13 protein-coding genes are annotated in these 15243 nt (G+C 68.4%); 4 read left to right on the forward strand and 9 right to left on the reverse strand.

Annotation, left to right across the window (positions count from 1 at the left end; genetic code table 11):
* The first annotated feature begins 15 nt into the window (after positions 1-15).
* The 4 genes from rbfA (at position 16) to pnp (ending at position 4283) form a co-directional block, all read left to right on the forward strand.
* Entirely contained in the window at positions 16-462 is a 447-nt protein-coding gene (rbfA, locus tag P8934_RS00830; protein ID WP_278032482.1) for a 30S ribosome-binding factor RbfA, read from the forward strand.
* Positions 462-1379, forward strand: coding sequence for a tRNA pseudouridine(55) synthase TruB (truB, locus tag P8934_RS00835; protein WP_278032483.1), 918 nt, complete (start codon positions 462-464; stop codon positions 1377-1379). Before rbfA ends, truB begins: the two co-directional genes overlap by 1 nt.
* An 81-nt stretch (positions 1380-1460) precedes the next feature.
* Positions 1461-1730, forward strand: a complete 270-nt coding sequence (gene rpsO / locus P8934_RS00840) for a 30S ribosomal protein S15 (RefSeq protein WP_250062010.1) — start codon at positions 1461-1463, stop codon at positions 1728-1730.
* A 417-nt stretch (positions 1731-2147) separates the two neighbouring features.
* A complete protein-coding gene (gene pnp / locus P8934_RS00845; RefSeq protein ID WP_278032484.1) occupies positions 2148-4283 on the forward strand; it encodes a polyribonucleotide nucleotidyltransferase in 2136 nt (711 codons plus the stop codon).
* A 138-nt stretch (positions 4284-4421) separates the two neighbouring features.
* Here the strand turns inward: pnp and P8934_RS00850 are convergent, their stop codons facing one another.
* The 9 genes from P8934_RS00850 to P8934_RS00890 all read right to left on the reverse strand — a co-directional run bounded on the left by P8934_RS00850 (position 4422) and on the right by P8934_RS00890 (position 15242).
* The gene (locus P8934_RS00850; protein WP_278032485.1) at positions 4422-5597 is read right to left on the reverse strand and encodes an acetyl-CoA C-acetyltransferase; all 1176 of its coding nucleotides are present in this window, start codon (positions 5595-5597) and stop codon (positions 4422-4424) included.
* Positions 5598-5809: 212 nt separating this feature from the next.
* Positions 5810-6190, reverse strand: a complete 381-nt coding sequence (gene panD / locus P8934_RS00855) for an aspartate 1-decarboxylase (protein WP_278032486.1) — start codon at positions 6188-6190, stop codon at positions 5810-5812.
* 36 nt (positions 6191-6226) lie between these two features.
* Complete coding sequence (gene panC, locus P8934_RS00860; protein WP_278032487.1) at positions 6227-7075, reverse strand: pantoate--beta-alanine ligase; 849 nt, start codon at positions 7073-7075, stop codon at positions 6227-6229.
* A gap of 25 nt (positions 7076-7100) precedes the next feature.
* Complete coding sequence (gene panB / locus P8934_RS00865; RefSeq protein ID WP_278032488.1) at positions 7101-7892, reverse strand: 3-methyl-2-oxobutanoate hydroxymethyltransferase; 792 nt, start codon at positions 7890-7892, stop codon at positions 7101-7103.
* 115 nt (positions 7893-8007) lie between these two features.
* The gene (gene folK, locus P8934_RS00870; protein ID WP_278032489.1) at positions 8008-8520 is read right to left on the reverse strand and encodes a 2-amino-4-hydroxy-6-hydroxymethyldihydropteridine diphosphokinase; all 513 of its coding nucleotides are present in this window, start codon (positions 8518-8520) and stop codon (positions 8008-8010) included.
* Positions 8517-9914, reverse strand: a complete 1398-nt coding sequence (gene pcnB, locus P8934_RS00875) for a polynucleotide adenylyltransferase PcnB (RefSeq protein WP_278032490.1) — start codon at positions 9912-9914, stop codon at positions 8517-8519. Before pcnB ends, folK begins: the two co-directional genes overlap by 4 nt.
* An 835-nt stretch (positions 9915-10749) precedes the next feature.
* The gene (locus P8934_RS00880; RefSeq protein WP_278032491.1) at positions 10750-12138 is read right to left on the reverse strand and encodes a sigma-54 dependent transcriptional regulator; all 1389 of its coding nucleotides are present in this window, start codon (positions 12136-12138) and stop codon (positions 10750-10752) included.
* The gene (locus P8934_RS00885; protein ID WP_278032492.1) at positions 12116-15076 is read right to left on the reverse strand and encodes an ATP-binding protein; all 2961 of its coding nucleotides are present in this window, start codon (positions 15074-15076) and stop codon (positions 12116-12118) included. Before P8934_RS00885 ends, P8934_RS00880 begins: the two co-directional genes overlap by 23 nt.
* Positions 15066-15242, reverse strand: coding sequence for a hypothetical protein (locus P8934_RS00890; protein ID WP_166644658.1), 177 nt, complete (start codon positions 15240-15242; stop codon positions 15066-15068). Before P8934_RS00890 ends, P8934_RS00885 begins: the two co-directional genes overlap by 11 nt.
* Position 15243: the final 1 nt, after the last annotated feature.

Here is a 15243-nt window from a genome sequence, read left to right on the forward strand (position 1 = left end):
CTCGAGGAGTCGTACATGCGCGAGTTCAAGCGTACCGACCGGGTGGCCGACCAGCTCCAGAAGGAGCTGGCGGTGCTCATCCAGCGCGAGGTCAAGGACCCGCGCCTGGGCATGGTCACCGTCAGCGGCGTCGAGGTCAGTCGTGACCTCGGCTATGCCGACGTTCACGTGACCCTGCTGGGCGAGCAGACCCCGGAGCGCATCAAGGAGAACCTGGCGGTGCTCAAGCGGGCCGCCGGTTTCCTGCGCAGCCAGATCGCCCGTCGCATCAAGCTGCGCCATGTGCCGGAACTGCGCTTCCACTACGACGAGAGCGTGGTGCGCGGCCAGCGGCTGTCGTCGCTGATCGACGAGGCCGTGGCCAGCGACCAGGCCCAGCACGACGAGGCGGCGGATGACGACCGCGGCCTGGCCGATGGTTCGTTCGACGATCGTTCGACAGACAGGGACGAGCGCGACTGATGGCACGGCGTCGTCGCGGGTTGCCGGTGAACGGCGTGCTGCTGCTGGACAAGCCCGCGGGCCTGTCCAGCAACCATGCGCTGCAGCGTGCGCGGCGCCTGTTCCAGGCCCAGAAGGCCGGCCACACGGGAACCCTGGATCCCATGGCCACCGGTCTGCTGCCGGTATGCTTCGGCGAGGCGACCAAGTTCTCCGCCCACCTGCTGGAGGCCGACAAGGTCTACCGCACCCGGGTGGAGCTCGGCGCGATCACCGACACCGGTGATGCCGAGGGCGAGGTGGTCGAGCGCCGCACGGTGCCCCGGCTGACCGAGGCCGACGTCGAGGGGGTGCTCGAGCGCTTTCGCGGCGAGATCGACCAGGTGCCGCCGATGTATTCGGCGCTCAAGCATCAGGGGCGCAAGCTCTACGAGCTGGCCCGCGAGGGCAAGTCGATCGAGCGTGCAGCCAGGCGCGTGAGGGTGTATGATGCGCGCCTTCTTTCCCTTGCCGACACCGCCTTCGAGCTCGAGGTGCGCGTCAGCAAGGGGACCTATATCCGTACCCTGGCCGAGGACATCGGCCAGGCCCTGGGCTGCGGAGCGCACATCAGCGCGCTGCGCCGCCTGGAGACGGGCCCCTTCACGGGCGAGGGCATGCTGACCCTCGACGCGCTGGAGGCCCTGCCCGGCCAGGCCGAGCGCGAGGCGGTGCTGCTGCACGTCGACGTGCTGGTCGACCACCTTCCGCGGCTCGAGGTCGATGCCGCGGCAGCCAGCCGGCTGACCCATGGCCAGGCGGCCCGGGTCGAGACCGGCGAGCTGGCCGGGGACGAGACGGCAAGACTCTACTGCGACGGGGCCTTCCTGGGCCTCGGCGTGGTGGCGGGGCCACAGGAGGTGGCGCCGAAACGGCTGCTGAGCAGCGCAGCCGAGTGAAGGGAGAGAGACGCCCGAGACTGCAAATATGCGTGGTCTCACACACTCATCATTCAGGCATATTGCTTACTGGAGAGACAGATGGCACTGACAGCCGAGCAGAAGTCCGCAATCGTCAACGAGTACGGTCGTGGCGAGAACGACACCGGTTCCCCCGAAGTGCAGGTGGCCCTGCTGAGCGCCAACATCGATGGCCTGCAGGACCACTTCAAGACCAACAAGCAGGATCACCACTCCCGTCGTGGCCTGATCCGCATGGTCAACCAGCGCCGCAAGCTGCTGGACTACCTGAAGCGCAAGGATTTCGAGCGCTATCAGTCGCTGATCCAGCGTCTGGGCCTGCGCCGCTAAGCGACGCATCCCACGCGGTAACGAAACGGGCAGCCTTCGGGCTGCCCGTTTTGTATTGGTAATTATTTGATTTCAAGTAGTTAACGGGCTCTTGAAGAGCGAGGGGCGCTGGGGGGAAGCCGAAGAGGAGGTCCTGCGCCAGGGGTGAGGAGCACTGCTCCGAACGGGCTGGCCATGGATGGCCAGCACCGGTCCTGCAAGCGGAGCAGGATGCGAGAGCGAAGCAGGGCGTCGGTAGCGTACAGGGAAGTATTCACAGCGCCTCCTCGAAGGCTTGCCGCCAGATCAGGCCTGAGCGATGCATGCTGATGCGATACCCAGGAAATGTCACTAGCCGGTGGCCGCCGCGGGCGTCAACCCCTAAAATGGTCGCCGAGTCAAAACGACCCAAACACAGAAAAGTTGAAGGAAGTCGCCGTGAACCCGGTCAAGAAAACGTTTCAGTACGGTCGCAGCACCGTCACCCTGGAAACCGGGCGCATCGCCCGCCAGGCTACCGGTGCCGTGATGGTCACCATGGACGACACCGTGGTGCTGTGCACCGTGGTGGCCAAGAAGGAGGCCAACCCTGCCCAGCCCTTCTTCCCGCTGGGGGTGTTCTACCAGGAGAAGACCTACGCGGTCGGCAAGATCCCCGGCGGCTTCTTCAAGCGCGAGGGGCGTCCCACCGAGAAGGAGACCCTCACCTCGCGGCTGATCGACCGCCCGATCCGTCCGCTCTTCCCCAAGGGCTTCATGAACGAGGTGCAGGTGGTCTGCTCGGTGCTCTCCACCGACCGCAACCATGACCCGGACATCGCCGCGATGCTCGGCACCTCCGCCGCCCTGGCCATCTCCGGCGTGCCCTTCAACGGCCCGATTGGCGCCGCGCGGGTGGGCTTCACCGAGGACAACGGCTACTTCCTCAACCCCACCGTCGAGGAGCTGACCGGCTCCGAGCTCAACATGGTGGTCGCCGGGACCGAGAAGGCGGTGCTGATGGTCGAGTCCGAGGCCAACGAGCTGCTCGAGGACGAGATGCTCGGCGCCGTGCTCTACGCCCACCAGGAGATGCAGGTGGCCATCCAGGCCATCAACGAGCTGACCGCCGAGGCCGGCAAGCCCAAGTGGGAGTGGCAACCGGCCGCCGAAAACGTTGCCCTCAAGGGTGCCATGGCCGATGCCTTCGAGCAGAAGGTCGGAGAGGCCTATCGCATCACCGACAAGATGGCCCGCCAGGACGCCCTGGCTGCCCTCAAGGACCAGGCGGTGGAGCAGTTCGCCGGCGAGGAAGAGGGCAAGTACGACGCCGATGAGGTCAAGGGCGCCTTCGCCGGGCTGGAGAAGCGCGTGGTGCGTTCGCGCGTGGTCAAGGGCGAGCCGCGCATCGACGGCCGTGACCACAAGACCGTGCGTCCGCTCTCCATCGAGGTCGGCACCCTGCCCAAGACCCATGGCTCGGCGATCTTCACCCGCGGCGAGACCCAGGCGATCGTGGTGGCGACGCTGGGCACCCTGCGCGACTCCCAGCTGATCGAGTCGCTGGAGGGCGAGCGCAAGGACCGCTTCCTGCTGCACTACAACTTCCCCCCCTACAGCGTGGGCGAGGCCGGCTTCATGGGCGGGCCCAAGCGTCGCGAGATCGGCCACGGTCGCCTGGCGCGTCGCGGCGTGCAGGCGATGCTGCCCGACGAGGCGGAGTTCCCCTACACCATCCGTGTGGTCTCCGAGATCACCGAGTCCAACGGCTCGAGCTCCATGGCCTCGGTGTGCGGTTCGTCGCTGGCGCTGATGGATGCCGGCGTACCGATGAAGGCCCCGGTGGCCGGCATCGCCATGGGCCTGGTCAAGGACGAGGACGGCTTCGCCGTGCTCACCGACATCCTGGGTGACGAGGACCACCTCGGCGACATGGACTTCAAGGTGGCCGGCAGCGCCGAGGGCGTCACCGCCCTCCAGATGGACATCAAGATCGAGGGCATCAACGAGGAGATCATGGAGGTGGCCCTGCAGCAGGCCTATGACGCCCGCCAGCAGATCCTCGAGCAGATGAACGCGGTGATCGCCCAGAGCCGTGCCGAGGTCTCCGAGAACGCCCCCTCCATGGCGACCATCAAGATCGACCCGGAGAAGATCCGCGACGTCATCGGCAAGGGCGGCGCCACCATCCGCAAGATCTGCGAGGATACCGGCGCCTCCATCGACCTGGACGACGACGGCACCGTGCGCATCTATGCCGAGGACAAGTCGGCGGCCAAGGCGGCCATCGACACCGTGCTGGCGATCACCGCCGAGCCCGAGATCGGCAAGCTCTACCGCGGCAAGGTGGTGCGCATCGCCGACTTCGGCGCCTTCGTCAACATCATGCCGGGCACCGACGGCCTGGTGCACATCTCGCAGATCGTGCCGGAGCGGGTCAACGACGTGCGCGACTTCCTCAACGAGGGTGACGAGATCGTGGTCAAGGTGCTCGACATCGACAACCGCAACCGGGTGAAGCTCACCATCAAGGAGATCACCCCGGAAGAGAAGGCGGCGTTCGAGGCCGAGGAGGCCGCCGAGCCCCAGCTGTAAGCCGCCTTTGGTGAGCGGCAAGCGCCAAGGCGCAAGGAAAACCGCCGCCGGGGCTATCCCCGGCGGCGGTTTCTTGTATGGGGCCGATAAAAACATGCCCCGGGACGAATCCCGGGGCATGCTGTCTGCTTGGCGCTTTTAGCGCTCGATGGCCAGTGCCACGCCCTGCCCGCCGCCGATGCACAGCGTCGCCAGGCCCTTCTTGGCGTCGCGGGCGATCATCTCGTGGACCAGGGTCACCAGGATGCGGCAGCCGGAGGCGCCGATGGGGTGGCCGATGGCGATGGCGCCGCCGTTGACGTTGATCTTGGACGCATCCCAGCCGAGCTCCTTGTTGACGGAAAGGGCCTGGGCGGCGAAGGCCTCGTTGGCCTCGATCAGGTCCAGGTCATCCAGGCTCCAGCCGGCCTTCTCGAGGCAGCGGCGGGTGGCCGGCGCCGGGCCGATACCCATGATGGAGGGGTCGACGCCGGCGTTGCTGTAGGCCTTGATGCGGGCCAGCGGCTCCAGGCCCAGCGCCTTGGCCTTCTCGGCGGAGCAGAGCATCACCACGGCGGCGCCATCGTTGATGGAGGAGGCGTTGCCGGCGGTGACGGTGCCGTCCTTCTTGAAGGCCGGGCGCATCCCGGCGAGCTTCTCGGCGGTCACGTCACGCGGGCCCTCGTCGGTGTCGAAGACCACCGGGTCGCCCTTGCGCTGGGGGATCTCCACCGGGACGATCTGCCCCTTGAACTTGCCCTCGCGGATGGCGGCCGCGGCCTTCTGCTGGGAGCCGGCGGCGAACTCGTCCATCTCTTCGCGGGTGATCCCGTATTTCTCCGCCAGGTTCTCGGCGGTGATGCCCATGTGGTAGTTGTTGAAGGCGTCCCACAGGCCGTCGTGGACCATGGTGTCGATGGCCTTCCAGTCGCCCATGCGCTGGCCGGTACGGGAGTTGGGCAGCACGTGGGGCGAGGCGGACATGTTCTCCTGGCCGCCGGCGAGGATCAGCTCGGCGTCGCCGAGCATGATGGCCTGGGCACCCAGGTGCAGGGCCTTGAGGCCCGACCCGCAGACCTTGTTGATGGTCATGGCCGGCACGGCATCCGGCAGGCCAGCCTTGATGGAGGCCTGGCGGGCGGGGTTCTGGCCGACGCCGGCAGTGAGCACCTGGCCGAGCAGTACCTCGTCGACCTGGTCCCCGGCGACGCCGGTGGAGGACAGGATGTCCTTGATGACATGGGCACCCAGGTCGCTGGCCGGAATGCCGGCCAGGGAGCCACCGAAGGTGCCGACGGCGGTGCGGCGAGCGGCAACAATCACCACGTCTTGCATGGGAGATACTCCTGAAGAATGACTAGCGGGCTTGCGGCCGTGTCTGGAGGACAACCTGAGCTCGAACACGTCTCAGACAGAGCCGGGTCTTCCAGCATAGGGGACGTTTGTGCGTCGCGGCAATGCTTCCATGGCCGAATGCGCGGGGAGACGGCGGGGGGAGAGGTGAGCGGGAGGTGCGGCACCCCGCAGGGTGCCGTGGCGGGCGGGCGTCAGGCCAGCTGGACGGGGATGGCGTTGCTGGTGTGGCTGACGACATTGCCCTCCTGGAGGTAGACCAGGGCCGGATGGTGGTTGTCCAGTTCGGCGTCGCTGTAGTGGGCGTAGCTGCAGATGATCACGCGTTGTCCTTCACTCGCCAGGTGGGCCGCGGCACCGTTCACCGAGATGATCCTCGAGCCCTCTTCCGCGCGGATGGCGTAGGTGGTGAAGCGCTGGCCATTCTCGACGTTGTAGATCTGGATCTGCTCGTTCTCGCGGATACCGGACATGTCGAGCAGTTCGCCATCGATGGCGCAGGAGCCCTCGTAGTTGAGCACGGCGTGGGTGACGCGGGCCATGTGCAGCTTGGCCTTGAGCATGATGGTCTGCATGGAGCTTAGGTTCCTCTGTGTGACGACGCCACGCCCTCAGCGTGGCAGGGTCAGGCTCAGGTTATCGATCAGGCGGGTCGGGCCCAGGCGCGCCGCGGTGAGCAGGACGGCGTCGCGGGTGGTCGTCGTCACCGGCCCCAGGTCGGCGTCGCGAAGCTCGAGGTAGTCCGGCGCGAAGCCGACCTCCCTCAGCCGGGCGAGGCCGTCATCCAGGGCCGGCGCGACCTCGCCGCCGGCCTCCAGGGCGTCGCGCAGCGCGCACAGGGTGCGATAGAGCGCCGGGGCGGTGGCACGCTGCTCGGCGTCCAGGTAGCCGTTGCGCGAGGAGAGGGCCAGGCCGTCCGCGGCGCGCACGATGGGCACGCCGACGACCTCCACGGGGAGGTGCAGGTCGGTGACCAGGCGGCGGATCACCGCCAACTGCTGGTAGTCCTTCTCGCCGAAGCAGGCCACATCGGGGTGCACCAGGTTGAAGAGCATGGTGACCACGGTGGCGACACCGTCGAAGTGCCCGGGCCGGTCGCCACCGCAGAGCCCCTCGCTCACCTCGGGGACGCAGACCCGGGTCTGGGCCGCAAGGCCGCGCGGGTAGAGGGTCGTCGTCTCGGGGGCGAACAGCAGGTCGCAGCCGGCCTCCTCGAGCTTCGCCTGGTCCTCGGCGAGGGTCCGTGGGTAGGCGTCCAGGTCCTCGCCGGCCCCGAACTGCAGCGGGTTGACGAAGATGGTCGCCACCACCACGTCGCCCCGGCGACGTGCCTCCGCCACCAGGGCCAGGTGGCCGTCGTGCAGGTTGCCCATGGTCGGCACCAGGGCAATGCGCTGGCCGCGGCGACGGAATTCGTCCAGGGCCTCGCGCAGGGGCGGAATCTCTCGCAGGGTACGCATCGCGGCGAGCTCCTCGAAACGCGGCTTAGAAACAGTGCTCTGGGGCAGGGAAGCGGCGAGCCTTGACGTCCTCGTGGTAGCGGCGGAAGGCGCCCGGGATGTCGTCGGCATCGACCATGAAGTTCTTCACGAAACGCGGCGTGCGCCCGTGGGTCACCCCCAGCACATCGTGCATCACCAGGATCTGGCCGTCGGTGTCGGGGCCGGCGCCGATGCCGATCACCGGCACCTCCAGCGCCTCGCTCACCGCCCGGCCCAGGCTCGCCGGCACGCACTCGAGCAGGATCACCGAGGCGCCGGCCTCGACCAGCGCGCGGGCATCCTCGAGGATCCGGGTCGCCTGCTCGGCCTCACGCCCCTGCACCTTGTAGCCGCCCAGTTGGTAGACCGACTGGGGGGTCAGGCCGAGGTGGGCGCAGACCGGCACGCCGCGCCGGGTCAGCTCGCGGATGCTGTCGGCCATCCAGGCCTCGCCCTCGACCTTGACCAGCTCGGCCCCGGCGCGCATCAGCGCGCCGGCATCCTGGAGCAGGCGCTCGGTACTCGAGTTGCTCATGAAGGGCAGGTCGACCATCAGCAGGCTGGCGCCCTTGCCGCGGGCCACGCAGCGGGTGTGGTAGCAGACCTCGTCGAGGGTCACCGGCAGGGTGCTGGCATGGCCCTGCAGGACCATGCCCAGGGAGTCGCCCACCAGCAGCACCTCGATGCCGGCCTCCCCGGCTGCACGGGCGAAGGAGGCATCATAGGCGGTCAGGCAGCTGAACGGCTCACCGGCGCGCTTGAAGGCCTGCAGCGTGCTCAGGGTGACGGTTTTCATGGCGTGCTCTCATCGTCGGGTCGTGGGAGGCCTTCGGCGGACCTGCCTCGGTGTAACCCGAGATTGTTACCCGAATCATGCCGAAGTGTCGATAGGTAACAGTCTGGGGTGTTTTTCAGTCCTGGGGTAACGAGTTTTGCGGTAACACCGGCCGCAGGTCCCGGGCGTCGAGCCCGGCGGCCAGGTCTGCCAGGGGGCGACCGTCGAGTACCAGGTGCGGGGCCAGCTCGGCCAGTGGCACCAGCACGAAGGCGCGCCGGGCCATCTCCGGATGGGGCAGGGTCAGCCGTGGCAGGGTGATCCGCTGGTCATCGAAGAGTAGCAGGTCGAGGTCCAGGGTCCGGGGGCCCCAGTGCCGGCCGCGTACGCGGCCGTGGCGCTGTTCCAGGGCCTGCAACTGGTCGAGCAGGGCGAGCGGCGAGAGCCGCGTCTCCAGCTGGGCCACGGCATTGATGTAGTCCGGCTGGTCGGCGGGCCCCACCGGCGCGCTGGCATAGAGCCGCGAGGCGGCGACGCGGCGGGTCAGGGGCAGGCGGTCGAGCTCGCCAAGGGCGCGTTCGACATGCGCTCGCGGGCCGTCGAGGTTGCTGCCCAGGCCGATCCAGGCAGCGTGCCGTGGCGGGCTCATGTGTCGCTCGCGGGGCCCCGCGGCTTGCGGCGGCGACGGCGACGCTTGCGTGGCTGGCCGCTGCCCGCCGGGTCGGCGCCGACCTTGCCCAGCAGGCGGCGCTGTTCGTGCTCGTCGGCCTGCTGGAAGGCGGTCCACCAGTCGCCCAGGCCGGGTGTGATCTCGCCGGCGCCTTCGCGCAGCAGCAGGAAATCGTAGGCGGCCCGGAAGCGCGGGTGCTCGCGGGTCTGGAAGACGCGCTTGCCGCGGCGCAGCGGCAGCCGCTGCTGCAGGTCCCAGATGTCGCGCATCGGCAGGCTGAAGCGCTTGGGGATCGAGATGTGCTGGAGCTGGCGCGAGACCACCTGCTGGGACGCCGCCTGGAGTGCGGGGATGGGCGGCATGCCATCGGCCTCGAGGATCGCCTGGCGTTGCTGGACGGGGGCCCAGAGCAGGGCGGCGAACAGGAAGGCCGGGGTCACCGGGCGGTCCTCGGCGATGCGCCGGTCGGTGCTCTCCAGCGCCAGCTCGACCAGGCGCTCGGCCCAGGGCAGCTCCTCCATGGCCTCGTCGGCCTCGGGGAAGAGCATCGCGAAGAGCCCGTAGTCGCGCAGCAGATGGAAGGTGGCCACACCCTGGCCGGCCATGAACAGCTTGAGCACTTCGTCGAACAGCCGCGCCGGGGGAATCTGCAGCAGCAGCGGCGCGGCGTCGTGGATAGGGGCCTCGGTGGCCGGGTCGAGGTGGAAGTCGAGCTTGGCGGCGAAGCGCACCGCCCTGAGCATCCTCACCGGGTCCTCGCGATAGCGGGTCGCCGGGTCGCCGATCAGCCGCAGGGTGCGGGCCTCGATGTCCTTTACGCCATCGGCGAAGTCGTGGATCGAGAAGTCGGCGATGTTGTAGTAGAGGGCATTGACGGTGAAGTCGCGGCGCAGGGCGTCTTCCTCGATGTTGCCCCAGACATTGTCGCGCAGCAGCAGCCCATCGTCCGATTGCTGGGAGATATGGTCGGCGTGGTCATCGTTGGGCTTGCCGCGGAAGGTGGTGACCTCGATCACCTCGCGCCCGAAGCGGACATGCACGATGCGGAAGCGCCGGCCGATGATGCGCGAGTTGCGAAACAGGTCCTTGACCTGCTCCGGGGTGGCATCTGTGGCGACATCGAAGTCCTTGGGCATGTGGCCGAGCAGCGCATCGCGGATACACCCGCCCACCAGGAAGGCCTGGAAGCCGGCATTGTGAAGCCGGTAGAGCACCTTGAGGGCGGCGTCGCTGAAGTGCTGACGCGAGACAGGGTGTTCCTGGCGGGGAATGATGCGCGGCCCGGTGCTGCCGGCCGGCGCATCCTGAGGGCCGAAAAGCGACTTGATGCGCTCGCCCGGACTCTGCAGAAAGCGGGTAAAACCTTTGATCATGCGGCGATATCGACTCGCGGGACGCGGAAAGCGTTGAGTGTAGCCGACCACTGACACCTTGCAAAGCGCGGCACGGTGCCGAGGGCGGCCAGGAAGCAGAAAGGGGAGGCCAATGGCCTCCCCTGTAAGCAGGATGCAGCATCCCTGCTGCTGATTCTTCTTCGTGATGGCGCATCGCCCTGAATACGCACCACAGTCACCAAGGAGTGTTCAGGCAAGCGGTGTTGTTGTGTTTGTTGATGCTCCTGACGGCGACCGTCTCGTATTCAAAACAATAGTCCAACCACGACGGCATGGAAGCATGCCTCCTCCCGGCTTGTTGATGTTGTTGCCGGGAGTGCACCTCGACGGCCCGTTGTCATTGTTGGTCGGCCGTACCCGGGTGCGTCGCGTCCTGATGGCTCCGGTGCTTCGAGCAGCTTGTTCTTGTTGGGGCCCGAAGGCCTCGCGCCGTGCCGATGCTGTTCTTGTTGTCGGCAAGCGCCGAAGTCGTAGGGGCCCGGGTGTCTTGTTGTTGTTGTCGGGTCGGGCCCTGTCACGCCTGGCTGTCCTGTTGTTGTTGGCAGCGGGTGACATCCGGATTTGTTTTTCTTGCCCTAGATGTAGCAGGCGGCGTGCCATCGGCGAATAAATTTTTAAAAAACAGATGGTTAATGGCTTCAGGAAAAGTTCACGCCCGGGCAAGAGCAGAGAGTGTTACCCGATCGGCCCCGTTGTGGGGCACGGGCTGTGTGGGAAGGTAACAAATGGTGCGGAAGGGGTGTCGGTAAGGAGGGAAGGCAGGCCCGCGGACGATGCCGCGAGGCCTTGTACCATGGTCGCATGGCCAGCCGCCTCAGCCCGTGCTGCGGCGTGGGCTCTTCTTGCGGGGGATGCCCAGGCGCTGGCGACGCTCCCACAGGCACTTGCGGCTGATGCCGAGCTTCTGGGCGAGTTCGGTCTCGCTCATCTGGTCCTGGTGCTCCAGCACGAAGTGCTGGAAGTAGTCCTCCAGGGAGAGGTCCTCCTCGTCGCCGGTCTCCGGTTCTGCCTGGCCGGCGAGGGCCGGCGCGGGTGGTGCAGGCTTGCTCGGCAGCGGGGTCGCCGGCGCGAGCCCCAGGTCATCGGGATGGATGAGGTGGCCCTCGGCGAGGATCACGCCGCGCTCCAGGGCATTCTCCAGCTCGCGCACGTTGCCGGGCCAGGGGTAGTCGCGGATGGTGCGCCGGGCAGCCCGCGAGAGGCGCAGTCCGTCGCGCTCGTGGCGCCGGCAGGCCTTGTCGAGCAGGACGTCGGCGATCTCGAGGATGTCGTCCTCGCGCTCGCGCAGGGCCGGCAGGTCGATCTGCATCACGTTGAGGCGATAGTAGAGATCGAGGCGGAACTCGCCGGTCTTCGACAGGCTCTGCAGGTCGCGGTGGGTGGCGGCGATCAGGCGTACGTCGACATGCCGGGTCTCCACCGAGCCGATCTTGCGGATCTCGCCCTCCTGCAGCACCCGCAGCAGGCGCGCCTGGGCGTCGAGCGGGAGCTCGCCGATCTCGTCGAGGAAGAGGGTGCCGCCATCGGCGGCCTCGACCAGGCCGGTACGCGCGGCACTGGCCCCCGTGAAGGCGCCCTTCTCGTGCCCGAACAGCTCCGACTCGATCAGCGTCTCGGGGATGGCGGCGCAGTTGACGCAGACCAGCGGCGCATGGGCGCGGCGGCTCTGCTGGTGCAGGGCGCGGGCGACCAGCTCCTTGCCGGTGCCCGACTCGCCCTGGATCAGCACGGTGACGTCGGCCGGCGCCGCCTTGCGGATGCGCGTGTAGACCACCTGCATGGCGGGGCAGTTGCCGATCATCGGCTGCCGGGTACCGCCGGGCTCGGCGATGTCGGGCGGCTCGCCCTGCTGCGAGGCCTGGCGGTGCAGGACCCGGGCCACGGTCTCGAGCAGCTCGTCGTGGTCGAAGGGCTTGGCCACATAGTCCACGGCCCCGAGCTTCAGCGCCTCCACCGCGGAGCGCATGCTGGCATAGCTGGTCATGATCAGCACCGGCACCGGGGCGGCGCGGGCAATCAGCTCGGTGCCGGGCTCACCGGGCAGGCGCAGGTCGCTGATCACCAGGTCGAAGCCCTGGGGCTCGAGCGCCAGGGCCTCGGCCACCGAACCGGCCTCGCTGACCCGGTGGTCGTGGCGCTCCAGCAGCCGCTTCAGGGCGCTGCGGATGATGGCTTCGTCTTCAACGATCAGGATCCGGCTCATCGGTGCGTTCACCATGCTCTGGGTTGAGGGGCAGCCACAGGTGGATACGGGTGCCCTTGGCCTGCCCGGGGGGCGGGGAGTCGATATCGATCTGGCCGCCGTGCTCGGCAATGATGCTGTAGACCAGCGGCAGGCCGAGTCCCGTGCCTTCGCCGGGGGGCTTGGTGGTGGTGAAGGGCTCGAACAGGTGATCGCGCACCCGCTCGTCGATGCCGTGGCCCTGGTCGGTGACGGTGACGTGAAGCCATTCGCCCTCGGGGGCGGCATCGATGACCACCTCGCCGCCCGGGGTGCTGGCGTCGCGGGCATTGCCGAGCAGGTTGACCATCACCTGCAGCAGCCGCTGGGCATCGCCCTTGACCTCGAGGCCCGCCGGGCAGCGGTTGTGGTAGCGGATATCCTCCCCCGAGCGGGCCAGGTGGATCAAGTGCAGGGCCTCGTTGGTCAGCGTGGCCAGCGACACCGGGGCGAAGGGGTGGCCGGTCACGTGGCGGCCGCCGTGGGCAAAGCCCACCAGCGACTCGACGATGCGCGAGATGCGGTCGGTGAGCTGCTGGATCTGGCTGGCGGTCTCCAGCACCTCCGGGTCGTCGGTGTCGTAGCGCAGGTTCTGGGCCAGCGAGGAGATGCCGGTGACGGGGTTGCCGATCTCGTGGGCCACGCCCGCCGCCAGCTGGCCGATGGAGGCCAGCCGGGCGGCATGCACCAGCTCGTCCTCCAGCCACTTCATCTCGCTGTGGTCCTCCACCAGCACCACGGTACCGCCGCGCATCTCCTCGTCGGCCTCTAGCTCGGCCTTGTGCAGGCTCAGGTAGCGGGTGGTGCCGGAAAGCGTCACAGGCTGCTTGTAGAGATGGTCGTGATGCTCGAGGAGCACGCGTCCCAGCAGGTCCCCCCAGGGGGGCGGCAGGCCGTCGCGGCGCGAACCGACCACGCTGCTGCCATCGATCCCGGAGAGCTCGGCGAGGGCGTCGTTCCACATCAGCAGCTCGTCGTCGACGCCGAAGGCGCACAGGCCCACCGGCAGCCGGGTGAGGATGCGGCGGTGGTAGCGGCGCAGGCCGTCGAGCTCCCGGGCGAGGCCGGTCAGCCGGGTGCGATAGGCCTCCAGGCGGCTCTCGACGAAGTGGATGTCGTCATTGGGCTCCAGGCCGCCGCGGCGATAGGGCAGGTGGCGGTCGACGATGTCCTGGGCCACTGAGGGACCCATCAGCCCCGAGAGGTTGGCCTGGATGCGGTCGCGCAGCCGGCGCAGGGCATAGGGGCGGCCATCCAGCGGTGACAGGCCCAGGTCGGTCAGGGCGCGGTCGACCTCGCGACCGGCGACCTCCTCGCCCAGGGCGCGGGCCAGGTGGTGCTTGAACTCCTCGCCGTTGCCGGCCACCAGCGGCAGGCGCTTGGGACGGATCACCGCATCCACCGAGCAGGCCTCGGCCGCGGCCCGCTCCCCGGCGGAGGTGGGCGTGAGCAGCGAGACCAGGATGAGGGTCAGGATGTTGGCCGCCAGCGAGACCAGGGTCACCACGTACCAGACCGGCTCGCCGGCCAGTGCCTCGAGGCCCGGCGGCAGCAGCACCAGGGCCGGAACGTCGCTCAGCAGGGGCACCCAGGTGCCCGCGAGCCACACCAGCACGCCCGCCGTCAGCCCGCTGACCATGCCCTTGCGGTTGGCGCCCGGCCAGTAGAGCAGCGCCAGCATGCCCGGCAGGCACTGGGCCATGCCGATGAAGGCGGCCAGCCCCAGGGTGGTGAGGTCGTGGTTCACCCCCACCAAGCGGTAGAAGAGCCAGCCGCCGAGGATCACCGCCACGATCAGGGCGCGACGCAGCCAGCGCAGCCAGCGATAGAGGTCCGGCTGGTCCACCGGGGGGTGGGCGACCAGTACCAGGTGGTTGAGGATCATCCCCGACAGCGCCAGGGAGATGATGACCATGGTGCCGCTGGTGGCGGCCAGGCCGGCGATGAACACCAGCCCCTGGAGCCACAGCGACTCGGAGAGCCCATAGGCCAGGTAGGCGGTGCCGAGCCCGCCGGCATCGACCCCCAGGCGCTGGGCGGCCCACAGGATCAGCGGCACCGGCAGCGCCATCAGCAGCAGGAACAGCGGCAGCGTCCAGGCGGCCTGGAGGAGGGTGCGCCGCGAGAGGGTCTCGGCGAAGGTGATGTGGAACATGTGCGGCATCAGGAAGGCCGCCGCGAAGAACAGCAGCAGCAGGGTGCGCCACTGGGCCGGGTCGAGGTGGGCGACCCGTGCCTGGGCCGCGCGCCCGGGGCCGTCCAGCCAGGCCTGGAGGTCCGTGGGGCCATCGAAGACCACGAACAGTGCGAAGGCGCCCAGGGCCAGCATGGCGACGAGCTTGACCAGCGACTCCAGGGCGATGACCGCGAGCAGGGTGTCATGGCGGGCGTGGAGCCGGGTATGGCGGGCGCCGAAGAGGATGGCGAACAGCGCGATCAGCGCGCTGAACAGCAGGGCCAGCAGGGCCGGTGAGGCGGTGCCGGTCATCAGGTAGATGGTGTCGCCCAGGGTCTGCACCTGGAGGGCCAGCAGCGGCAGCACGGCCAGCAGGCTGACCAGGGTGATCAGGGTGCCGACCCAGCGCGAGCGGAAGCGGAAGGCGAAGAGGTCGGCCAGTGAGGCCAGCTGGTAGGTGCGGGTCATGCGCTGGATCGGCACCAGCAGGACCGGGGCGAGCAGGAAGGCGCCCGCCACCCCCAGGTAGTAGGCGAGGTAGCCGTAGCCGGCATTGCCGGCCAGCTCCAGGCTGCCGTAGATCGCCCAGGCGCTGGCGTAGACCCCCAGCGCCAGGGTGTAGACCGCCGGGTGGCGGGCGATGCGCGTGGGAATCCAGTGCCGCTCCACCGCCAGGGCAACGAGGAACAGCAGCAGCAGGTAGCCGCTGCCGAGGGCCAGCAGGCCGCCGAGGCTAGCGTTCATCGAGCTTCCTCTTCTGCTCCAGCCACAGGGTCAGGGCGATCAGCACCCCCCAGATGACGAAGGGGCGATACCAGGCCACCTCGGGGCTGGCCCAGCCGCTCATCAGCAGCGGCGAGAGCAGGTAGCCGCCGAAGACCAGGAACAGCATGATGCGATAGACGTACATG

Origin of the sequence: Halomonas sp. CKK8 (genome assembly GCF_029625235.1) — a bacterium.
Classification (GTDB): Bacteria; Pseudomonadota; Gammaproteobacteria; order Pseudomonadales; family Halomonadaceae; genus Halomonas; species Halomonas ventosae.

Bases quoted from the DNA above. Each gene is read 5' to 3' on its own strand.
- rbfA (WP_278032482.1), top strand. From the start codon at position 16: ATGCGCGAGTTCAAGCGTACCGACCGGGTGGCCGACCAGCTCCAGAAG.
- truB (WP_278032483.1), top strand. From the start codon at position 462: ATGGCACGGCGTCGTCGCGGGTTGCCGGTGAACGGCGTGCTGCTGCTG.
- rpsO (WP_250062010.1), top strand. From the start codon at position 1,461: ATGGCACTGACAGCCGAGCAGAAGTCCGCAATCGTCAACGAGTACGGT.
- P8934_RS00850 (WP_278032485.1), bottom strand. From the start codon at position 5,597: ATGCAAGACGTGGTGATTGTTGCCGCTCGCCGCACCGCCGTCGGCACC.
- panD (WP_278032486.1), bottom strand. From the start codon at position 6,190: ATGCAGACCATCATGCTCAAGGCCAAGCTGCACATGGCCCGCGTCACC.
- panC (WP_278032487.1), bottom strand. From the start codon at position 7,075: ATGCGTACCCTGCGAGAGATTCCGCCCCTGCGCGAGGCCCTGGACGAA.
- panB (WP_278032488.1), bottom strand. From the start codon at position 7,892: ATGAAAACCGTCACCCTGAGCACGCTGCAGGCCTTCAAGCGCGCCGGT.
- folK (WP_278032489.1), bottom strand. From the start codon at position 8,520: ATGAGCCCGCCACGGCACGCTGCCTGGATCGGCCTGGGCAGCAACCTC.
- pcnB (WP_278032490.1), bottom strand. From the start codon at position 9,914: ATGATCAAAGGTTTTACCCGCTTTCTGCAGAGTCCGGGCGAGCGCATC.
- P8934_RS00880 (WP_278032491.1), bottom strand. From the start codon at position 12,138: ATGAGCCGGATCCTGATCGTTGAAGACGAAGCCATCATCCGCAGCGCC.
- P8934_RS00885 (WP_278032492.1), bottom strand. From the start codon at position 15,076: ATGAACGCTAGCCTCGGCGGCCTGCTGGCCCTCGGCAGCGGCTACCTG.
- P8934_RS00890 (WP_166644658.1), bottom strand. From the start codon at position 15,242: ATGTACGTCTATCGCATCATGCTGTTCCTGGTCTTCGGCGGCTACCTG.